17 protein-coding genes and 1 pseudogene are annotated in these 16567 nt (G+C 42.2%); 15 read left to right on the top strand and 3 right to left on the bottom strand.

The annotated features are described in order from the left end of the window. Positions 1 to 80: 80 nt before the first annotated feature. Positions 81 to 995 carry a protease HtpX gene (gene htpX, locus JMX82_RS04915; protein ID WP_201539696.1) on the bottom strand — a complete coding sequence of 305 codons (915 nt, stop codon included), beginning with the start codon at positions 993 to 995 and terminating at the stop codon, positions 81 to 83. 325 nt (positions 996 to 1320) lie between these two features. Here htpX and JMX82_RS04910 point away from each other — a divergent pair, with 325 nt between their 5' ends. From JMX82_RS04910 to JMX82_RS04895, 4 genes are all read left to right on the top strand, one after another. After that, positions 1321 to 1782 (top strand): methyltransferase family protein, encoded by a 462-nt coding sequence (locus JMX82_RS04910; RefSeq protein ID WP_201539695.1) that lies wholly within the window; start codon positions 1321 to 1323, stop codon positions 1780 to 1782. A 61-nt stretch (positions 1783 to 1843) separates the two neighbouring features. Continuing rightward, positions 1844 to 2173, top strand: a complete 330-nt coding sequence (locus tag JMX82_RS04905) for a DHCW motif cupin fold protein (protein ID WP_201539694.1) — start codon at positions 1844 to 1846, stop codon at positions 2171 to 2173. 73 nt (positions 2174 to 2246) lie between these two features. Then, positions 2247 to 3053, top strand: coding sequence for a PhzF family phenazine biosynthesis protein (locus tag JMX82_RS04900; protein WP_201539693.1), 807 nt, complete (start codon positions 2247 to 2249; stop codon positions 3051 to 3053). A gap of 12 nt (positions 3054 to 3065) precedes the next feature. Next, positions 3066 to 3398, top strand: a complete 333-nt coding sequence (locus JMX82_RS04895; RefSeq protein WP_201539692.1) for a YnfA family protein — start codon at positions 3066 to 3068, stop codon at positions 3396 to 3398. Between the two features lie 88 nt (positions 3399 to 3486). Here JMX82_RS04895 and JMX82_RS14345 read toward each other — a convergent pair whose 3' ends face one another. Further along, positions 3487 to 3609: a hypothetical protein gene (locus JMX82_RS14345; RefSeq protein WP_020443648.1), complete on the bottom strand. Its 123-nt coding sequence runs from the start codon at positions 3607 to 3609 to the stop codon at positions 3487 to 3489. A gap of 397 nt (positions 3610 to 4006) precedes the next feature. Here JMX82_RS14345 and JMX82_RS04890 point away from each other — a divergent pair, with 397 nt between their 5' ends. The 11 genes from JMX82_RS04890 (at position 4007) to radA (ending at position 15213) form a co-directional block, all read left to right on the top strand. After that, a complete protein-coding gene (locus tag JMX82_RS04890; protein WP_055124932.1) occupies positions 4007 to 4630 on the top strand; it encodes a 6-pyruvoyl trahydropterin synthase family protein in 624 nt (207 codons plus the stop codon). Beyond that, positions 4623 to 5147, top strand: coding sequence for a tRNA (adenosine(37)-N6)-threonylcarbamoyltransferase complex ATPase subunit type 1 TsaE (tsaE, locus tag JMX82_RS04885; RefSeq protein ID WP_201539691.1), 525 nt, complete (start codon positions 4623 to 4625; stop codon positions 5145 to 5147). The genes JMX82_RS04890 and tsaE overlap by 8 nt, the downstream gene beginning before the upstream one ends. Positions 5148 to 5237: 90 nt before the next feature. Continuing rightward, positions 5238 to 7082: a DNA mismatch repair endonuclease MutL gene (mutL, locus tag JMX82_RS04880; RefSeq protein ID WP_227676337.1), complete on the top strand. Its 1845-nt coding sequence runs from the start codon at positions 5238 to 5240 to the stop codon at positions 7080 to 7082. An 88-nt stretch (positions 7083 to 7170) separates the two neighbouring features. Next, a complete protein-coding gene (miaA, locus tag JMX82_RS04875) occupies positions 7171 to 8319 on the top strand; it encodes a tRNA (adenosine(37)-N6)-dimethylallyltransferase MiaA (protein WP_201539690.1) in 1149 nt (382 codons plus the stop codon). A gap of 565 nt (positions 8320 to 8884) precedes the next feature. Beyond that, positions 8885 to 9418: an RNA chaperone Hfq gene (gene hfq, locus JMX82_RS04870; RefSeq protein ID WP_193008159.1), complete on the top strand. Its 534-nt coding sequence runs from the start codon at positions 8885 to 8887 to the stop codon at positions 9416 to 9418. A gap of 229 nt (positions 9419 to 9647) precedes the next feature. Continuing rightward, entirely contained in the window at positions 9648 to 10640 is a 993-nt protein-coding gene (locus tag JMX82_RS04865) for a KpsF/GutQ family sugar-phosphate isomerase (RefSeq protein ID WP_055124929.1), read from the top strand. Positions 10641 to 10739: 99 nt separating this feature from the next. Then, on the top strand, positions 10740 to 11306 hold the full coding sequence (locus tag JMX82_RS04860; protein WP_201539749.1) for a KdsC family phosphatase: 567 nt from the start codon (positions 10740 to 10742) through the stop codon (positions 11304 to 11306). Further along, the gene (gene lptC, locus JMX82_RS04855) at positions 11303 to 11887 is read left to right on the top strand and encodes an LPS export ABC transporter periplasmic protein LptC (RefSeq protein WP_201539689.1); all 585 of its coding nucleotides are present in this window, start codon (positions 11303 to 11305) and stop codon (positions 11885 to 11887) included. Before JMX82_RS04860 ends, lptC begins: the two co-directional genes overlap by 4 nt. 90 nt (positions 11888 to 11977) lie before the next feature. Beyond that, positions 11978 to 12556 (top strand): lipopolysaccharide transport periplasmic protein LptA, encoded by a 579-nt coding sequence (gene lptA / locus JMX82_RS04850; protein WP_045452840.1) that lies wholly within the window; start codon positions 11978 to 11980, stop codon positions 12554 to 12556. Positions 12557 to 12635: 79 nt separating this feature from the next. Beyond that, positions 12636 to 13415, top strand: coding sequence for an LPS export ABC transporter ATP-binding protein (lptB, locus tag JMX82_RS04845; protein WP_045452843.1), 780 nt, complete (start codon positions 12636 to 12638; stop codon positions 13413 to 13415). A 358-nt stretch (positions 13416 to 13773) separates the two neighbouring features. Further along, a complete protein-coding gene (gene radA / locus JMX82_RS04840; protein WP_201539688.1) occupies positions 13774 to 15213 on the top strand; it encodes a DNA repair protein RadA in 1440 nt (479 codons plus the stop codon). A gap of 183 nt (positions 15214 to 15396) precedes the next feature. On the opposite strand, the pseudogene JMX82_RS14450 reads toward radA, so the two are convergent. Next, a pseudogene (locus JMX82_RS14450) lies at positions 15397 to 15738 on the bottom strand (septal ring lytic transglycosylase RlpA family protein); the annotation flags it as partial. Positions 15739 to 16567: the final 829 nt, after the last annotated feature.

The following is a 16567-nucleotide window of genomic DNA, read 5'->3' as shown; positions in this document are numbered from 1 at the left end:
CTATCTTTTATAGATAGGCTTTTTTTATGTCTGAGTTTTTACGTTAATTTTAAGAGGAGGTAGGGGAGTTGATCCTGTCATTACCCCTCACTAGGATTATAATTTCTCAACGCCGCAATACGGTCATCAAGCGTTGGATGTGAGCGGAAGAGGTTCGCGATACTAAAGCCCGTAGACTGTCCTGATGAAATAGCAAATGCTTTCATGCTCTCAGGCATTCGATCTGGACGCTGCTCAGAAGGACGTAAAGCATCAAGCGCACTAATCATTTTTTCGCGGCTAGCAAGCTTTGCACCCATCTGATCCGCACGGAATTCGCGTAGACGCGAGAACCACATAACGATGGCAGACGCCAAAAATCCAAGTAAAATATCCATCACAATACTCGTGATGAAGTAACCAATACCTGGGCTATCACTGGTGTTTTTAAACACCGTCCGATCGACGAAGCTACCAATGATACGCGCAAAGAACATCACAAAGGCGTTTACTACGCCTTGAATGAGCGCAAGGGTGAGCATATCACCGTTTGCTACGTGACCAATTTCATGCGCCAATACCGCTTCTACTTCATCGGGTGTCATGCTTTGCAGTAAGCCAGATGAAACAGCGACCAACGCTTTGTTTTTATTCCAGCCTGTGGCAAACGCATTTGGCTGAGAATTATTAAAAATTCCTACTTCTGGCATGCCAATATTTACCGCTCGCGCTTGTCTAGCGACCGTATCTACAAGCCATTTTTCAGTGGCATTGCTTGGCGTTTCAATAACCACCGTTCCCGTTGATCTTTTGGCCATCCACTTCGAGATAAATAGTGATACCATCGAACCAACCATGCCGTATACGCCGCACATAATGGCAAGACTGGTGTAATTTAACCCGCCCGCACCATGTACGCCGCCAATTCCAAAAAATCTGGATAAAATACCAAACACGATGCTAAATACCACAATCACCGCTAAGTTGGTTAATAAGAACAATCCGATACGCATCATGATGCCAGTTTCCTCATTTAAATTTAAATACAACTTTAAGACATAATACTCTATGAGGTATTATATTTTTATATATGTTTTTACTTTACATAAATGGCGTTATTTTGATAAATAACAATCCCAGTTAACCGTATAAATACAGTGATATGGTTAGAGAGCAAAGAATAAAAATAAAGGATGGCGACATCTAAAAGGTAAGAATAATTATTTTTTGACAGTTTAAATAATAAAGGGCTAAAAGTAAAAATTAAAACGAAAATAGTGAGCAGGTATAATGAGCACTCACTGTTAAGGTTTTTCATTTAACGCTCTATGAGGTCTAATCATGAACGCTCTAGCACTTAAAGTCCCTCCAGTCGCCCAAGTGATTATTACCGCCGCTGCTATGTATGGCGTCTCTAAAATGGTTCCTGCTTTGACGTTCTCACTCAACGGCTCAACTGTACTGGCAGTCGCTTTGGGTGTGGTGGGTCTGAGCTTAGGTATCATGGGGGTGACTCAATTTAGAATCGCTCAGACCACACCCAATCCGCAAGCGTTAGAGAAGGTCTCTAGTTTAGTGACCAGCGGCGTATATCAGTATAGCCGCAATCCGATGTATGTGGGTTTGGTGCTTATATTATTAGGCTGGGCATTCTATCTTTCTCACTTTCTGGCGTTTGTATTATTGCCTATTTTTATACTTTACATGACGCGCTTTCAAATCCAGCCAGAAGAGCGGATGATGGCACAGAAATTTGGCAAAACTTATCAAGATTATCTAAATAAAGTGCGGCGCTGGATTTAAGGTGTAATAAGTAAAGATTTGATGATAAATAAATGAACAATAAAATCAGGGAGATGACGTTATGGAAATGAAAAATATACCTTTTGCTATTACCGATTGGACGACAGTAGAAGCGGTAGAAAACAAAGGTGAAACGGGCACGGGGTATTGGAAGACTTGCGAATTTAACAATATCAATGTGCATATGGTTGAATACTCCGCAGGCTACCTTGCCGATCACTGGTGCGATAAAGGACATATTTTATTCTGTGTTGAGGGCGAGCTGAACACCGAACTAAAAGATGGTCGTACTTTCACCTTAACAGCGGGCATGACTTATCAAGTGGCGGACAGTACGATTGCCCATCGTTCGTCAACGAAGATAGGCGCTAAGCTATTTATTGTTGATTGATATTGCCAGTAACACCATAAAATTCATAAAGCTATAAAACCATAGATATATAAAAATAAAGCGAGAACATAAAATGCAACTAGAAATAAATGTCATCGATGCTTTTACGGATACCGTTTTCAAAGGCAATTCAGCGGCAGTCGTTATTACAGAAGATTGGCTTTCTGATAATTTAATGCAGTCTATTGCTTTTGAAAACAACTTATCCGAGACAGCTTTTATGGTTCTTGATGATAAAGGCATTTATCATATCCGCTGGTTTTCACCATTGACTGAGATTGCTTTTTGCGGTCATGCAACCTTGGCGTCAGCCTTTGTGTTATTTAACAAAAATCCTAGTATAGAAACCATTAAATTTTCCGCCAAAGCGGTTGGTATATTGACCATCGTACAGACAGAAACTGGCAAAATACAAATGGATTTTCCTAATACTAATCCTAAGAAAGTTGACAATATCCCTGATAGCTTGCTTGCAGGACTATCTATTGCACCCGTTGAAGTCTATAAAAATACTCAAGCCTATTTTGTGATTTATAATGCTGAGTCCGACGTATTAACAGTAGCGCGTGATAACGAGCAGCTAAAACAGCTTGCGCCTTTAGATGTGGTGGTGACTTGTCAGGCTAAGTCTGCTGGCTACAAAAACTATGATTTTATTTCACGTTATTTTTGGCCAGCCAATGGTGGCGATGAAGACCCAGTGACGGGTTCAGCTCATACTGCTTTAGCTCCATTATGGGCGGAGCGTTTGGGTAAAAATCACTTGGTCGCTTATCAAGCATCACGTCGCGGCGGGGTTCTAGACTGTGTCGTCGCAGGTGACAGAGTAATGATTTCTGGCAATGCCGTACAGTATATGACAGGATTTATCACCGTTTAGGAGTAGATGGTTTTGACTGAATTAAAAACCGTTGGACTGTTTGCGCTGACCGCATTAGCAGAGATAGCGGGCTGCTATTTGCCTTATCTATGGTTGCGAGAAGGTAAGTCTATTTGGCTGCTTGTCCCTGGCGTACTAAGTTTGGTCGCTTTCGTTTGGCTGTTGTCTTTACATCCTGCCGCAGCTGGTAGAGTCTACGCGGCTTATGGCGGCGTGTATATTTCGATGGCTATTTTATGGTTGTGGGCGGTGAACGGTATCAGACCGACCACGTGGGATATAGTAGGTTCTGCGGTTGCGTTATTAGGCATGGCAATTATTATGTTTGCGCCGCGCGGTGCTTAGCATAAAGACCGCACCTAGTATAAAAAATGCCAATCAAACCGTGAGGTTCGATTGGCATTTTTTAAATGGCACAATGATGCACTAAATATTAATGTTTACCTAAGATACTGCCGTTGTCGTCTTTCTTAGATTGTTTGGCGGCTTTTTTCTCTTTTGCCGTTAATAGCGGTTTCTTTTTTACGTTCTTTTTACTGTCTTGACCTTTACTCATAGTTTTTTCCTCTTGAGATAAGCCGTAATACCTTTTAAGCCAGTGTAAATAGCTTGAAGGTTAGATTAATGCCGATGACGCAAATAGTGCGTACTGCAATGAGTATATGCTTAAGGTATCGCAATAGATAGCGCTAGCACAATTCACCTACGATTCGAGTCAATCCTGTATTCATCCCTTGTTTGATGCTACTTCTCAAAACTCTGTTTGATAAATGGGTTTTATAAGTAGATTTTCGATGCCATGGATTTATTTAGTCAATACTGCTATTAATAAGTGCTTACTTACGGAGTCATCATGATTTGCTATAATAAGCGACAAGCCGATAAGTCGTCGCGGCAAACTTTTAATATATTCATATTTAGCATAAAAATGCTTACTGTTTTGGTTGATTGTTATGCGTATCCGTAAACTTTTTAAATTTGAAAATGCACATATTGTGCGTAATTGTAGCTCTGAGCGCTGCAAACACTCTATCCATGGTCATAGTTATCAGATTGAGCTGATTCTTGAGGCTAAGCGCTTGGATCATGGGCAAATGGTCTATGATTTTGGCTTATTAAAATCGTCTATCAAGGACATTATCGATAGCTTTGATCATGCGATTTGTTTTTGGAATAAAGACGACCCTGAGTATGTCGCTGCCTGTAAAAAATTCAGTGCGCGCTGGATAAGCTTGCCAGTATCGCCATCGGCAGAGCAATTTTCACGCGTGATATTCTTTTGGGCGCAAGAAATTTTAAAACAAACCCAAATGCAAAACGGTGAATCTGATGTCAGCGTTTACTCGGTGATTGCACATGAAACCGCTACCGGTTACGCGCAGTGCTTTGCTGATGATGTGGCAAATGAGCAAATGGGTAAGCTTCATCTAGAAGCGTTTGAGTTTAGCGATCAAGTCAGTGCCGAGTGGCACGACCCTGAGCTATATGCCAAATTGATCCGCGGTGAAAGCTTTATCAACCCAACGGTGACTATGCAGGTACAGACGCAAGTGCAGGCAGGTAAGCCTGATGCCTAATAGTACAACAGAGGACAAAAACACTAAAACGCTGACACTGTATACAGAAGCTGATACTCAACGTTTGGCTGCGCAATTGGCAGCTTTACCCTTGACAGGTAGTGTCTGGTTGGCAGGTGATTTAGGGGCAGGTAAAACGACTCTGACTCGCTATTGGTTGCAGGCGCTCGGGCATGCAGGTGCCGTCAAAAGCCCAACTTATACTTTGGTTGAGCCTTATAGCATCGAGCAAAAAGACGGCTCAGTCAAGCCAGTTTACCACGCGGATTTGTATCGTCTGCAAGACCCAGAAGAGCTGTCTTTTATCGGTTTTGATGAGTATTTGGATGAGCCAAATGCGTTGGTTGTCATCGAATGGGCAAGCCGTGCGGACAGCTATTTACCGCCGCCCACCTTGTTTATTGATATGACGCAAGCTACTAGCACTGATAAGGATAATGAGTCTCGTCAAGTTGAGCTGCGGCTATCGAAGGCTGGACAAGCGCAAGGCTTGGATTTATCCTCTATTAAGATTTAATTATATATTTGAATGTTCAACAGACCTTAATATAAGTCATCAATATCTGCCAGTACTATTTATCATCACGTAAAACAACGATACCTCTTAATGCCGCAAATGCCAGACAATCATTCTTATACTCGCATCAAAAAACTATCGCCGCTGCTTATTAATCAATTGGCAGCGGGTGAGGTAGTGACACGCCCAGCAGCTGTAGTCAAAGAGCTGCTAGAAAATGCTATTGACGCTGGTGCGACCAATATTGAGATACATATTACTCAAGGCGGCATGGGTATGATTGAAGTGGTCGACAATGGCGTGGGTATTCATCCCGATGATATGGTCATGGCAATTACCCGTCATGCGACTAGCAAAGTCGCGGATGTCGCTAACTTACACGGTATTACGACGTTGGGTTTTCGCGGGGAAGCATTAGCAGCGACGGCGGCAGTATCTCGGCTTACTTTAACCAGTAGCCATGATGACAGTGGCATCGGTCGCCAGTTGCAAGTCGCGGGTGTGTTAGATGATGCGCCAAAGCTCATGCCAGTTGTGCATCATCGTGGTACGACCATTACGGTTAAAGATTTATATTTTAACGTACCAGCACGCCGTGGCAATTTGAAATCTATTGCGACGGAGTTCAGTCATATCGAAACGATTGTGCGCGAAGTGGCTTTGGCGCGAGCAGATGTGGCACTGACGCTCTTTCATGACCATAAAAAACGGTTGTCACTTTCTTCAAGTGCGATGTCTTTAAGTACGATGTCTTCAACTACAAGGCTTTCAAATTCAAAGTCTTTAAGTGCTGTTTCTACAAATGCTAATGGCAATAATAATGTCAATCCTTTGCCATTGGCACGTCTTGAGCAAGCGACTGGGTTGTCGTTAACCAAAAAGGCGTTAGAAATAGCGATAGACCTCACCAGTTTAATGCAGTCACCTAGAGAGTATGTTAATAATAGCTTTGGCGATCAAGCAAGCGTTAATGGTTGGTTATGGCCTATCACTGATTCGCAGGATACCTTACCAAAGTTAATCTATGTGAATGGCAGACTGGTCAAAGAAGCATTGATAAGCAATCAGCTACGCCAACTTGCTCAAACTGCTCAGTTGGTGGGTATTGGCTATGCGCTTTATTTTGATTTGCCCACTCAGTGGCTCAATATCAATGTGCATCCATCTAAACAGCGTATTAAAATAAGTCCGATCAATAATATTATGGCGCATGTAAGCCATGCGATTCGGGCAAAACTTAAGACGGTAGTGACTACAGAGACGATCAGATCTACCAATGCTAATGATACTATTCAAATACTAGGTAATAGTCAGATAGTAGATAGCAATCTGTCTATCGATAATGCATTCGCTACTGTAATGCTAAACACATCAACGACCATTCATTCAAGCAAAAGCCATCAGGTAAAAGCGCCCAAACAACCCTATCAGTTGTCAGAAAATAGGTATTCGCCTCAAACCTTAAACGTATCAAGTGTTTCTGAGAAAATAAGTCAAAACACCACAGATATCGCTAACGATGTCGCAATACATTCGACATCTTTGCCTTATTGCCTAGACGTTGTTACTCATTTAAATGAGGCATTAACCGAATCTGTTGGTACAACATATAGTGAGGACAAAGCGCTGCCTTGGTTGTTATTTTATCATCAAAGCCAATGTGTATTGATCGGTGCAGAGAATTGGCAATCAAAGATGCGTTCATTATTTGAGTCAAGTTTACTTAGTAATAGGGCAGGTAAAAAAGATCAATGGTTGCACAGTGCAAATGACATTAATCAGCAACTTGCCGCCGTGAGCATGCAGATGTCAAAGCAAGATTTGATGGTGTTCTTGGCGGATATCGATGCGTTACTGACTCAGCATGCGATTAAAGCGATAGATGGTAATCAATTAGCAACATTGATGTTATTATCAGCGCCTGAGTCAAGATAGCTATAACGACAAAAAATATAATAAGCAAATTTTAGCAATGACAACGCTCAAGTTTATTGCTACTAATATCATTAATAAAGGCAAGCCTATGCAACTTTCATCTGACAGCTCATCTTATCGCCTAAACGCCAATTTAGCAGATAATAGCGTGGTGTGTTTGATGGCGCCGACAGCAAGTGGCAAGACTGCACTGGCTTATGAATTATATGATACAGGGCGTTATGAGCTAATTTCAGTAGATTCAGCGCTGATTTATCGTGATATGAATATCGGTACGGCAAAACCAACTGCTATTGAGTTGGCGCGTTATCCACATCATTTGGTTGATATTATCGATCCTATGCAGAGCTATAGCGTCGCCGAATTTGTGAATGACGTTGCCCGTTTGATTGATAGCTGTCACGAGAATGGCAAAATACCGTTGTTGGTTGGCGGTACTATGATGTATTACATGGCGCTGCTAGACGGGCTATCTCCAGTACCTGATAGTGATGATAGTGTTCGCGCACGTGTGGAGCAGTGGCGGCAAGATAAAGGCATTAGTGCGCTTTACGACTATTTAGGTGAGATAGATCCGATCAGCCATGAGCGCCTTAATGCGACTGATACTCAGCGTATTACCCGAGCAGTTGAAGTTTATCTGCAAACTGATATTCCTATCAGTGACTGGCAGCGCAAGCCCAAGCAGGCATTGGCAAATAATCCCAATCAGCAATGGCACGCATTGACAGTCATGCCTGATCGTCCATGGTTGCATACACGTATCGAGCAACGTTTAGATATCATGTGGAATGACGGGTTGGTGACCGAGGTCATTGGTCTGCTGGAGCGCTATCCTTTAACACCAAATCTACCGTCCATGCGCTGCGTTGGTTATCGACAAGTACTAGAATACCTAGTACACATCGATCACCCAGTATTTGAACAGCCTAATCTAGACAAAGCGCAATTTTACAGTGCTTTTGAAGTGCTCCAGTCTTCAGCTCAATCAAGCTTGTCTGATGGTGCGACCGAGGCACTTGCTTGTCAGCAAATGCAAAATAAGGCATTATATGCGACAAGACAATTGGCAAAACGTCAGTACACATGGTTACGCAAAGTCATGCAATTGCCTAGTACTTGCATGGATGGGGCGATAGCAGCCGATACCTCTAGCGAGAAAGGCTATTCTATAGACCGCAATATGGTGGTAAAAGCATTCACCACCATGGCGCAGGCAAGAGACTATTTATATTAAATCTCTCAATGATACTAGGGCGTGTCCTTATTTTAAAAATGGTGACAAAATTTAGCCATTGTTAGCCCATTTAGAGGTTAATCGATGGAAATGAGGACACGCCACGCCTTAGAGCCATCAGTTATAGCAAAACTACCAGCGCTTCAAAATTTGGTACGAGTGAATACCTTATAAATATGGTATTGCGTACTAAAAATATAGTATTGCAAAAAGCTTTATGCAACTATTAGAAAGTAATGACAATTAGTATCAAAATATATCGTAGATAGCTGTTATAATTTAAATTCATCAAAATAGTAGGTGTAATATTAGCCTAACTGTGTTTTTAATCAATATTAATTGACGTTTGTTGATAAAAATAACTAATGAAACAACTAGTTACTTAATTATTTACAATAATAATGTATTCGCGATAAAGTGGAATCACTTAAGAACAAGTAGCGTTTATTTAGATACGTTTTATAAAGAAAATTTATTATTGTATCTGCCGTTAGCCATTATAATTAAATTAACACTTAAAATAATTGGCACTAAAACATAATTAATAATATTTAGGAGAGCTCTCATGTCAAAAGGACAAACTTTACAAGATCCGTTTTTGAACTCGCTGCGCAAAGATCGCATTCCTGTCTCTATTTTTTTGGTCAATGGTATCAAGCTGCAAGGTCAGATTGAATCATTTGATCAGTACGTGGTATTGCTCAAAAACACTGTCAGTCAAATGGTATACAAACACGCTATCTCAACCGTCGTGCCGGCACGTAATCCACGTAGCAGTACGACAACGACAGGTACGAGCACTCAACCGCAAAGCGCTGCTCCAGCAGGTTATCAAGGTGGTGGGTTTGAACGCGGTAGTAATCCTGCTAGCACAGGTGGCTTTGAAGAGCGCGGCTTTGCGTCTAATCGCAGTGGTTTTAATCGTGGCGGCTTTAGCCAAGGCCAAGATCGTGGTTTTGAGCGTGGTAGCTTTGGTCAGAGTCAGGAGCGTGGCTTTGAGCGTGGCGGTTTTGGTCAAGACCGTGGCTTCGAAAACCCAGCAGAAAATACAGGTTTTGAGGAAAAGCCAAATGATGGATCTAATGATAACAATGGTTAGAGACCAAGGGTTAGAGAGCAAGATTCATTATCGAAGGTGTATTACTAATACGTGATTTATCCGATCAAAACCTGCTTTTTATAGTGGGTTTTTTTTGTATAAATAAACGTATAATAATGGTCTAAAATGACGTGCCGAGTTGTTAGCGATTGGTTTCGTAGATTATTATTAATATTGGGCATAGTATAGTAAAATACAGTATTGATTCATTATAAAATCGAGCGAATCCATGAGTAATACCCAAATCAATCTAACCCATGAGCAGTTTATTAGTAAGGCCATCGAAGCGATTAACACTGAGATATCGGCATTGGCTTTACTAACAGAGCAGATAGACGATAGGTTTGCACAAGCATGCGATATTATTTTGGCTTGTAAGGGTCGAGTCGTGGTCACTGGTATGGGTAAGTCAGGATTGATTGGGCGTAAAATAGCGGCGACGTTTGCCTCTACTGGCACGCCAGCCTTTTTTATGCATCCTGGTGAAGCTGGGCATGGCGATTTAGGCATGTTGGTAAAAGGTGATGTATTGCTTGCTATCTCTAACTCTGGTGAGTCCGATGAGATTAAGATGCTGCTGCCAGTGGTCAAACACCTAAATATTCCACTGATTAGTATTAGCCGTGATAAGCGTGGTATGTTGCCTCGTGCCGCGAACATTGTATTGACGCTCGGTAAATCGCAAGAGGCTTGTCCACTTAATCTTGCTCCTACTTCCAGTACCACGGCGACCTTAGCGCTTGGCGATGCATTGGCCGTTGCCTTAGTCCATGCGCGCAACTTTACCTCAGAAGATTTCGCATTATCGCATCCAGCAGGCGCATTAGGTCGTCAGCTGCTAACGCGAGTTGAAGATTTAATGCATACTAAGTCAGAAGATTTGCCGCTCATTCATCAGCAAGCGCCACTGCAAGAAGCGCTTTTTACTATGTCTGCTGGGCGCTTAGGAATGACGGTGGTGACCGATGATAATGATAAGGTGGTTGGGGTATTCACAGATGGTGACCTACGCCGTGGTCTAGAAAAAGGCATCGATTTGCAAACGCCGATGGGTGAAGTAATGGTTAGTAATCCACGGCGCATTAGCAAGACCATGCGCGCATCAGACGCGCTCAGTGTGATGAATGAAAATGGTATTAGCCAGTTGCTAATTATTGACGACCAAGATCGTTTAGAAGCAATTATTACGGTACATGATTTGCTACAAGCTGGTGTAAAATAAATAGAATTAATAAAGATATCAGTTTGTACAGTATAGATTCGCACAGTATCGATTTATAACAATAAAATGTAAAAAATAGCCTTAAGAAAGAGGGACATGATGCAAGACTTAATCAAAAAAGCCGGACAAGTAAAGCTGTTGATAATGGATGTCGATGGTATTTTATCAAATGGTCAAATTATCTATGATGCCAATGGTATCGAGACCAAGGCCTTTTCTGTCCATGATGGCGTAGGCGTTAAGTCGTTAGCACGTTATGGCATTTTGACGGCTATTATTACAGGTCGTAGCAGTGCCATGGTAGATAAGCGCGCCACGGAAATGGGCGTTAATTATGTGGTGCAAGGTCGTGATGATAAGCTGGTTGCTTTAAATGAGCTACTAACCATAATTGATCCAGCGCTCAATATCACGGCTGCTGATTGCGCTTATATGGGCGATGATTTACCAGACATTAAAGCAATGCAGACCGCTGGATTTGCTGCAACAGTACCCAATGCGCATGCTGAAGTCATCAATCGCAGTGATATGGTCACCACCCGAGCAGGTGGCACTGGCGCTGTACGTGAAGTATGTGACCTCATTTTGAAAGGTCATGGACACTATCAAGACTTCATCGCGCACTATACGCTTGATGCAGCAAAAACTCAGGATAATTTGTCGTGAATACTCGTGTTTTAATAGTTCTTGCTTTGATTATTGCTGGTATTGCAGGTTGGTTTTTTCAACAGCAAGGAGAGATAGCGCCGCCAGTTAGCATGGAAGCGACCGATGTTGATTATGAAGCAACAGATATCAAAGCGTTACAAACTAATGAGAAAGGCGAAACTGAGTATGAGCTGACTGCCAAAACATTGACGCACAATCCAGAGACCAATTTAGACGAGATGTCAGGCATCACTATGAATTGGGAGCCATCGGCAGAGCAGCGTTATCGTATTGAAGCGGGTAGTGCTGCTATCAGTCAGCAGACGGGTGAACTCAGCTTGTCAGGGGGCTTTTCACTGGTCAGTGAAGGCAATAAAGACGCGCCAGATATTGAACCGATAAAGGTGACAGGTAGTATCCTTAAAGGCAATACTAAATCAGGGCAAGTATATAGTGACGCGCCTGTTAAGATTGAACAAGGCATGAATCGGTTTGAAGCTTCTAGCATGACCGCCAATCTTGAGACCGGTGAATATGAGTTTGGTCAAGTGGCTGTCGCTTTTATTCCAGCTGAACGCCAAGATAAAGCACTGTTTTGATCGCAGTAACTCTTATTGACTATGTAATAAAAATAGCAGCTAGCATAAAGTTTGCAAATCCTACTACCCATTATAAAACGAGTGATTTTTATGACATCTAAATTTTTGCCTACTTTGCGCTCATCATTAGCACGCTTCAATCTAACATCGTGCCGCTTGCGTCAATTACATGTGCTGCCAACGGTTATGCTGTTGGCACTGCCACTTTACAGTCATGCGCTGCCATCAGATGCCAATCAAGAAATCAAACTATTGGCTGATAAAGCGACCTATAGTGAGCGTACAGGCGTTACCAGCTATTCAGGTAGTGTCATTATCACTCAAGGTACGTTTAAAATGACCGCTGATAACATTACGGTTAACCTATCACAGGGTCGCAGTATCAACTCGGCAGTAGCGACCGGACGCCCTGCAACCATGCAACAGGTAGTCACACAAGAGAAAGGGCTGGCAAAAGGTCAAGCCAATAAGATTGATTATAATGCGGTTACGGGTATTGTTACTTTGACGGGTAATGCTAAGTTGGTTCAAAATGGCGCAAGTTTTGCGGGTAATGTCATTCGTTATAGCCTAAAAGCTGGTGATGTTGAAGCAACTGCTGGCGGTAATCAGCGCGTAGAGTTGGTCTTCCCGCCCAGTAGTAATGGTAGCCAAAGTAGCATCCGCTAAAAAGCTGAATGGTTAATGTAACTGTATCAACACCCCTTAGTGTATCAGTGCTTGAATTCTGCAACCGTATGAGTAAGTTATGAGTGATAATAAGAATACAAACCCTTTGGCAACCAACAACAACGCAGCACCTGCGACGCGACTATCAATGCAAAATCTAGGCAAACGCTATGGTAAGCGCTGGGTTGTGAAAGATGTCTCTTTCTCCGTAGAACAAGGGCAGGTCGTTGGTTTACTAGGTCCAAATGGTGCAGGGAAGACCACCAGCTTTTATATGGTGGTAGGGTTGGTCAATATGGATAAAGGCCGTGTCACTTTAGGAAAAATGGATCTGTCTAAATATGCCATGCATGAGCGTGCGCGTGCAGGAATTGGTTACTTACCACAAGAAGCATCTATTTTTCGCAAATTGTCTATCGAAGACAACATCTTAGCTATTTTAGAAACTCGCAAAGAATTGAATAAAAGCGAGCAAAAGCAAGAGCTGGAAAAACTAATCGGTGAATTTCATCTAGAGCATGTACGAAAATCATTAGGCATGAGCGTATCAGGTGGTGAGCGTCGTCGCTGTGAAATTGCCCGTGCATTGGCGGCTGACCCAAAGTTCATTTTATTAGATGAGCCATTTGCAGGCGTGGATCCTATCTCTGTTGGTGATATCAAAGACGTTATTTTGACCCTTAAAAATCGTGGTATTGGTGTTTTGATTACTGATCATAACGTTCGCGATACCTTGGCTATTTGTGAGAAAGCTTATATCGTCTCAGAAGGTGCTATTATCGCTGAGGGTACTTCTAGTGAAGTATTAGAAAATGAATTGGTGAAAGCTGTTTATTTGGGTAAAGACTTTCACGTATAAATGAGGATGTGTTGAACATTGTACTTGTCTCGAATACATTTTTTTGCTAAATGCGCATCGATTAGCTCTGCGTATTTTTAAATGTTCAATACACCCCTAATATCTCAACGTGTTTTTCGCACTAATATTTACGCTGTCTGTTAGATTTATAATTTCCATTAAGTGCTCAAGACAGCGCTTGCTAATTTTCCTATATCTAGCTATTCATCACATTTAGCATCACCTCTTCTATAAGATCTAGTCCATCATACTGATGGCTAATTTATCTCAAAAATCATTCTCAAATTAACGTTTATCAGAGCGTCACGATATTTTATCAATTAATCTTGATTGGACACTTGAATAAGGTTCATACGTTATGGCAAAAAATAAGAGCAGTTATGTCTGTCAGCATTGCGGCGCGCATTTTGGCAAGTGGGCAGGGCAATGTACCGATTGCGGTGAATGGAATAGCTTGGTCGAAGCACCAAATGTCAGCATGCCGCATCACAATAAAAACGTTTCTAAACCAGCAGCAAATCGATCAGCCTCTCGTGAATCAGGTGGTGCACCAGCAGGAAATTATTCGGGTACGCATAGTGCGGTCATGCCGCTTAATGCTGTGAGCGTAACGCTAGACACACGCTTACCAACTGGTATTAGTGAGTTTGATCGTGTACTTGGTGGAGGATTGGTTGCTGGTTCAGTCGTTTTAATCGGCGGTGATCCTGGTATCGGTAAATCGACGATTTTGCTGCAAACTGCGACTAATATGGCACGTGCAGACTCGTTAGCAGGTAGCGCCTTGTATGTGACTGGTGAAGAATCATTGGCACAGGTTGCTATGCGCGCTAGGCGCTTAGATTTACCGGCCGATAGATTACGCGTACTGGCCGAAACCAATGTAGAGACTATTTGTGCCGCCTTGACTCAAGAGCAGCCCGCCATCGCTATTATTGACTCTATTCAAACCATTTATACGGATGCAATCAATTCTGCACCTGGCGGCGTCAGTCAAATTCGAGAGTCTGCGGCTATCTTGACCCGCTACGCCAAACAGACTGGCACCGCGCTATTTTTAGTGGGTCATGTAACCAAGGAAGGCACGCTCGCAGGGCCGCGCGTTCTTGAACACATGGTTGATACGGTCTTATATTTTGAAGGTCAATCAGACTCACGTTTTCGGATGATTCGTGCCGTCAAAAACCGCTTCGGTGCCGTCAACGAATTAGGTATTTTCGGTATGACAGATATGGGACTGAAAGAGGTCGCCAATCCATCAGCGATATTTTTGAGCCGCTATGACAAACCTGTTGCTGGATCTGTCGTCATGGTCAGCCGCGAAGGCACACGACCCTTGTTGGTGGAGGTACAAGCTTTAGTCGATGATTCGCAAGGATCACCTAGACGAATGGCATTAGGATTGGATTTTCAGCGTCTGTCTATGCTGCTGGCCGTCATGCATCGTCACGGCGGTATTCATACTAGCGGACAAGATGTGTATGTCAACGTCGTCGGTGGTGTCAAGGTTATAGAGACGGGGTCTGACTTGGCGGTATTGTTGGCTTGTGCCTCAAGTATTAAAGAAAAAGCCTTGCCATCGTCATTGGCCGTATTTGGTGAAGTGGGATTGTCGGGTGAAATTCGCCCTGTACCGAACGGTCAAGAACGTTTAAAGGAAGCGATGAAACATGGGTTTAAGCATGCTATTATTCCAAAAGCCAATGCGCCTGCTAAGGATGCTCCTCAATTTAAAGGCATCAATGTGATTGCCGTTGAACGTCTCGATGATGCCATTGAGAGTGCATTTGAACTATAAGGTGTAAGGGTTAATCATTTTGATTATGGTTGTTTTATAAGTCATTGCTAAGCGCTACAGCTTTATCTGTAGCTTAATGGATACAATAAACTGAAACCACAAAAAAGCGCCTAATCACTAATGTGTTAGGCGCTTTTTATGGTTTTTTTTATGGTTTAATGCAAATAGACTGTTTTTTTAGAATTATGGTCCTGAAACGCGCTCAATAGCAACATTACCAACACCTTTACCTGTAATACCGAGTTTTTTGGCAGCACCATAAGACAAATCTAGCACACGGTTACCATGGAATGGACCACGATCATTCACTTTTACCACGACGCTTTTACCGTTGGTCTTATTCGTGACTTTAACATAGCAATTCAATGGCAGTGAACGATGCGCCGCTGTCAAACCATTCATATCGAATGTTTCACCACTGGCTGTTTTACGACCATGGAATTTACGACCATACCAAGAGGCTAGGCCTGTTTGCTTAAATTTACTGACCGAGTTAGAGGCTACGGCTGTCAGACGCTCTAATACATCTTCATCATTGGTCAGTTGAGAGGTGTCACTGGCTAACAGCGAGCTGCTAAGTGCCAATGAAGTTGGTTGGCGTGCTGACTTCACCAAACTTGATGCGCCATCATGTTGACGGCTAAGCTCACCAAGTACACGATCGATATGGGAGGCGTTATCTTGTGAAATCATCGCAAGAGAGGTTTTTGCTTCTACAGCATTTGCATTAGTAGCAACTGCGGAGCCAGCAAACAATACTGCTGACATGGTAAGTAAACCAGATAAACGCTTATTCATAGATACCTCTATAACTTATACTTTAAAATCTAACTCTAATAGTTCTAGACTGAGCGTGGCAATGTTAGACCAATCTAACAGCGTCACAAACTCTAAAGCCGCATCATCAATATTTTTTCATATAATTATTGATACTAAACATGGCTTTTATAGATTTTAAGGTATGGTAATTTTTCATTTTATTATCATAAGTGGGTCAGGATAATACGACCAAAGATACTTATGAAACGCTCAAATGACAGCTAACGATATTAGTAGAACACCCAATCCGAATACAAAGGTTGAGTACCGAGTTCGCTATATGTGCTATTTACAAACTTTCTAACATTGCTAAATTAATAAAGGGTTTAGAAGGCATTGCGTGTGTCTTTGTTATTAAACCGTTAATTAAGTAGTGTATTTGAAAGCTTGGAATCTACAATTCGCTAACTATACGTACGAGCTACAACCAAAATATAATTAAATGCAAAGTTTATTAGTAGCTATGTACGGGTTATGTATCAAAGTACAGTTAAACGAGGTTAACGCAATTATTTGTAAAAAACAAGGAGTAAAA

It is taken from the genome of Psychrobacter sp. 1044, assembly GCF_904846525.1.
GTDB lineage: Bacteria > Pseudomonadota > Gammaproteobacteria > Pseudomonadales > Moraxellaceae > Psychrobacter.
The sequence above is the reverse complement of the archived record's forward strand: the minus strand, read 5'-3'. Positions and strand labels throughout refer to the sequence as shown.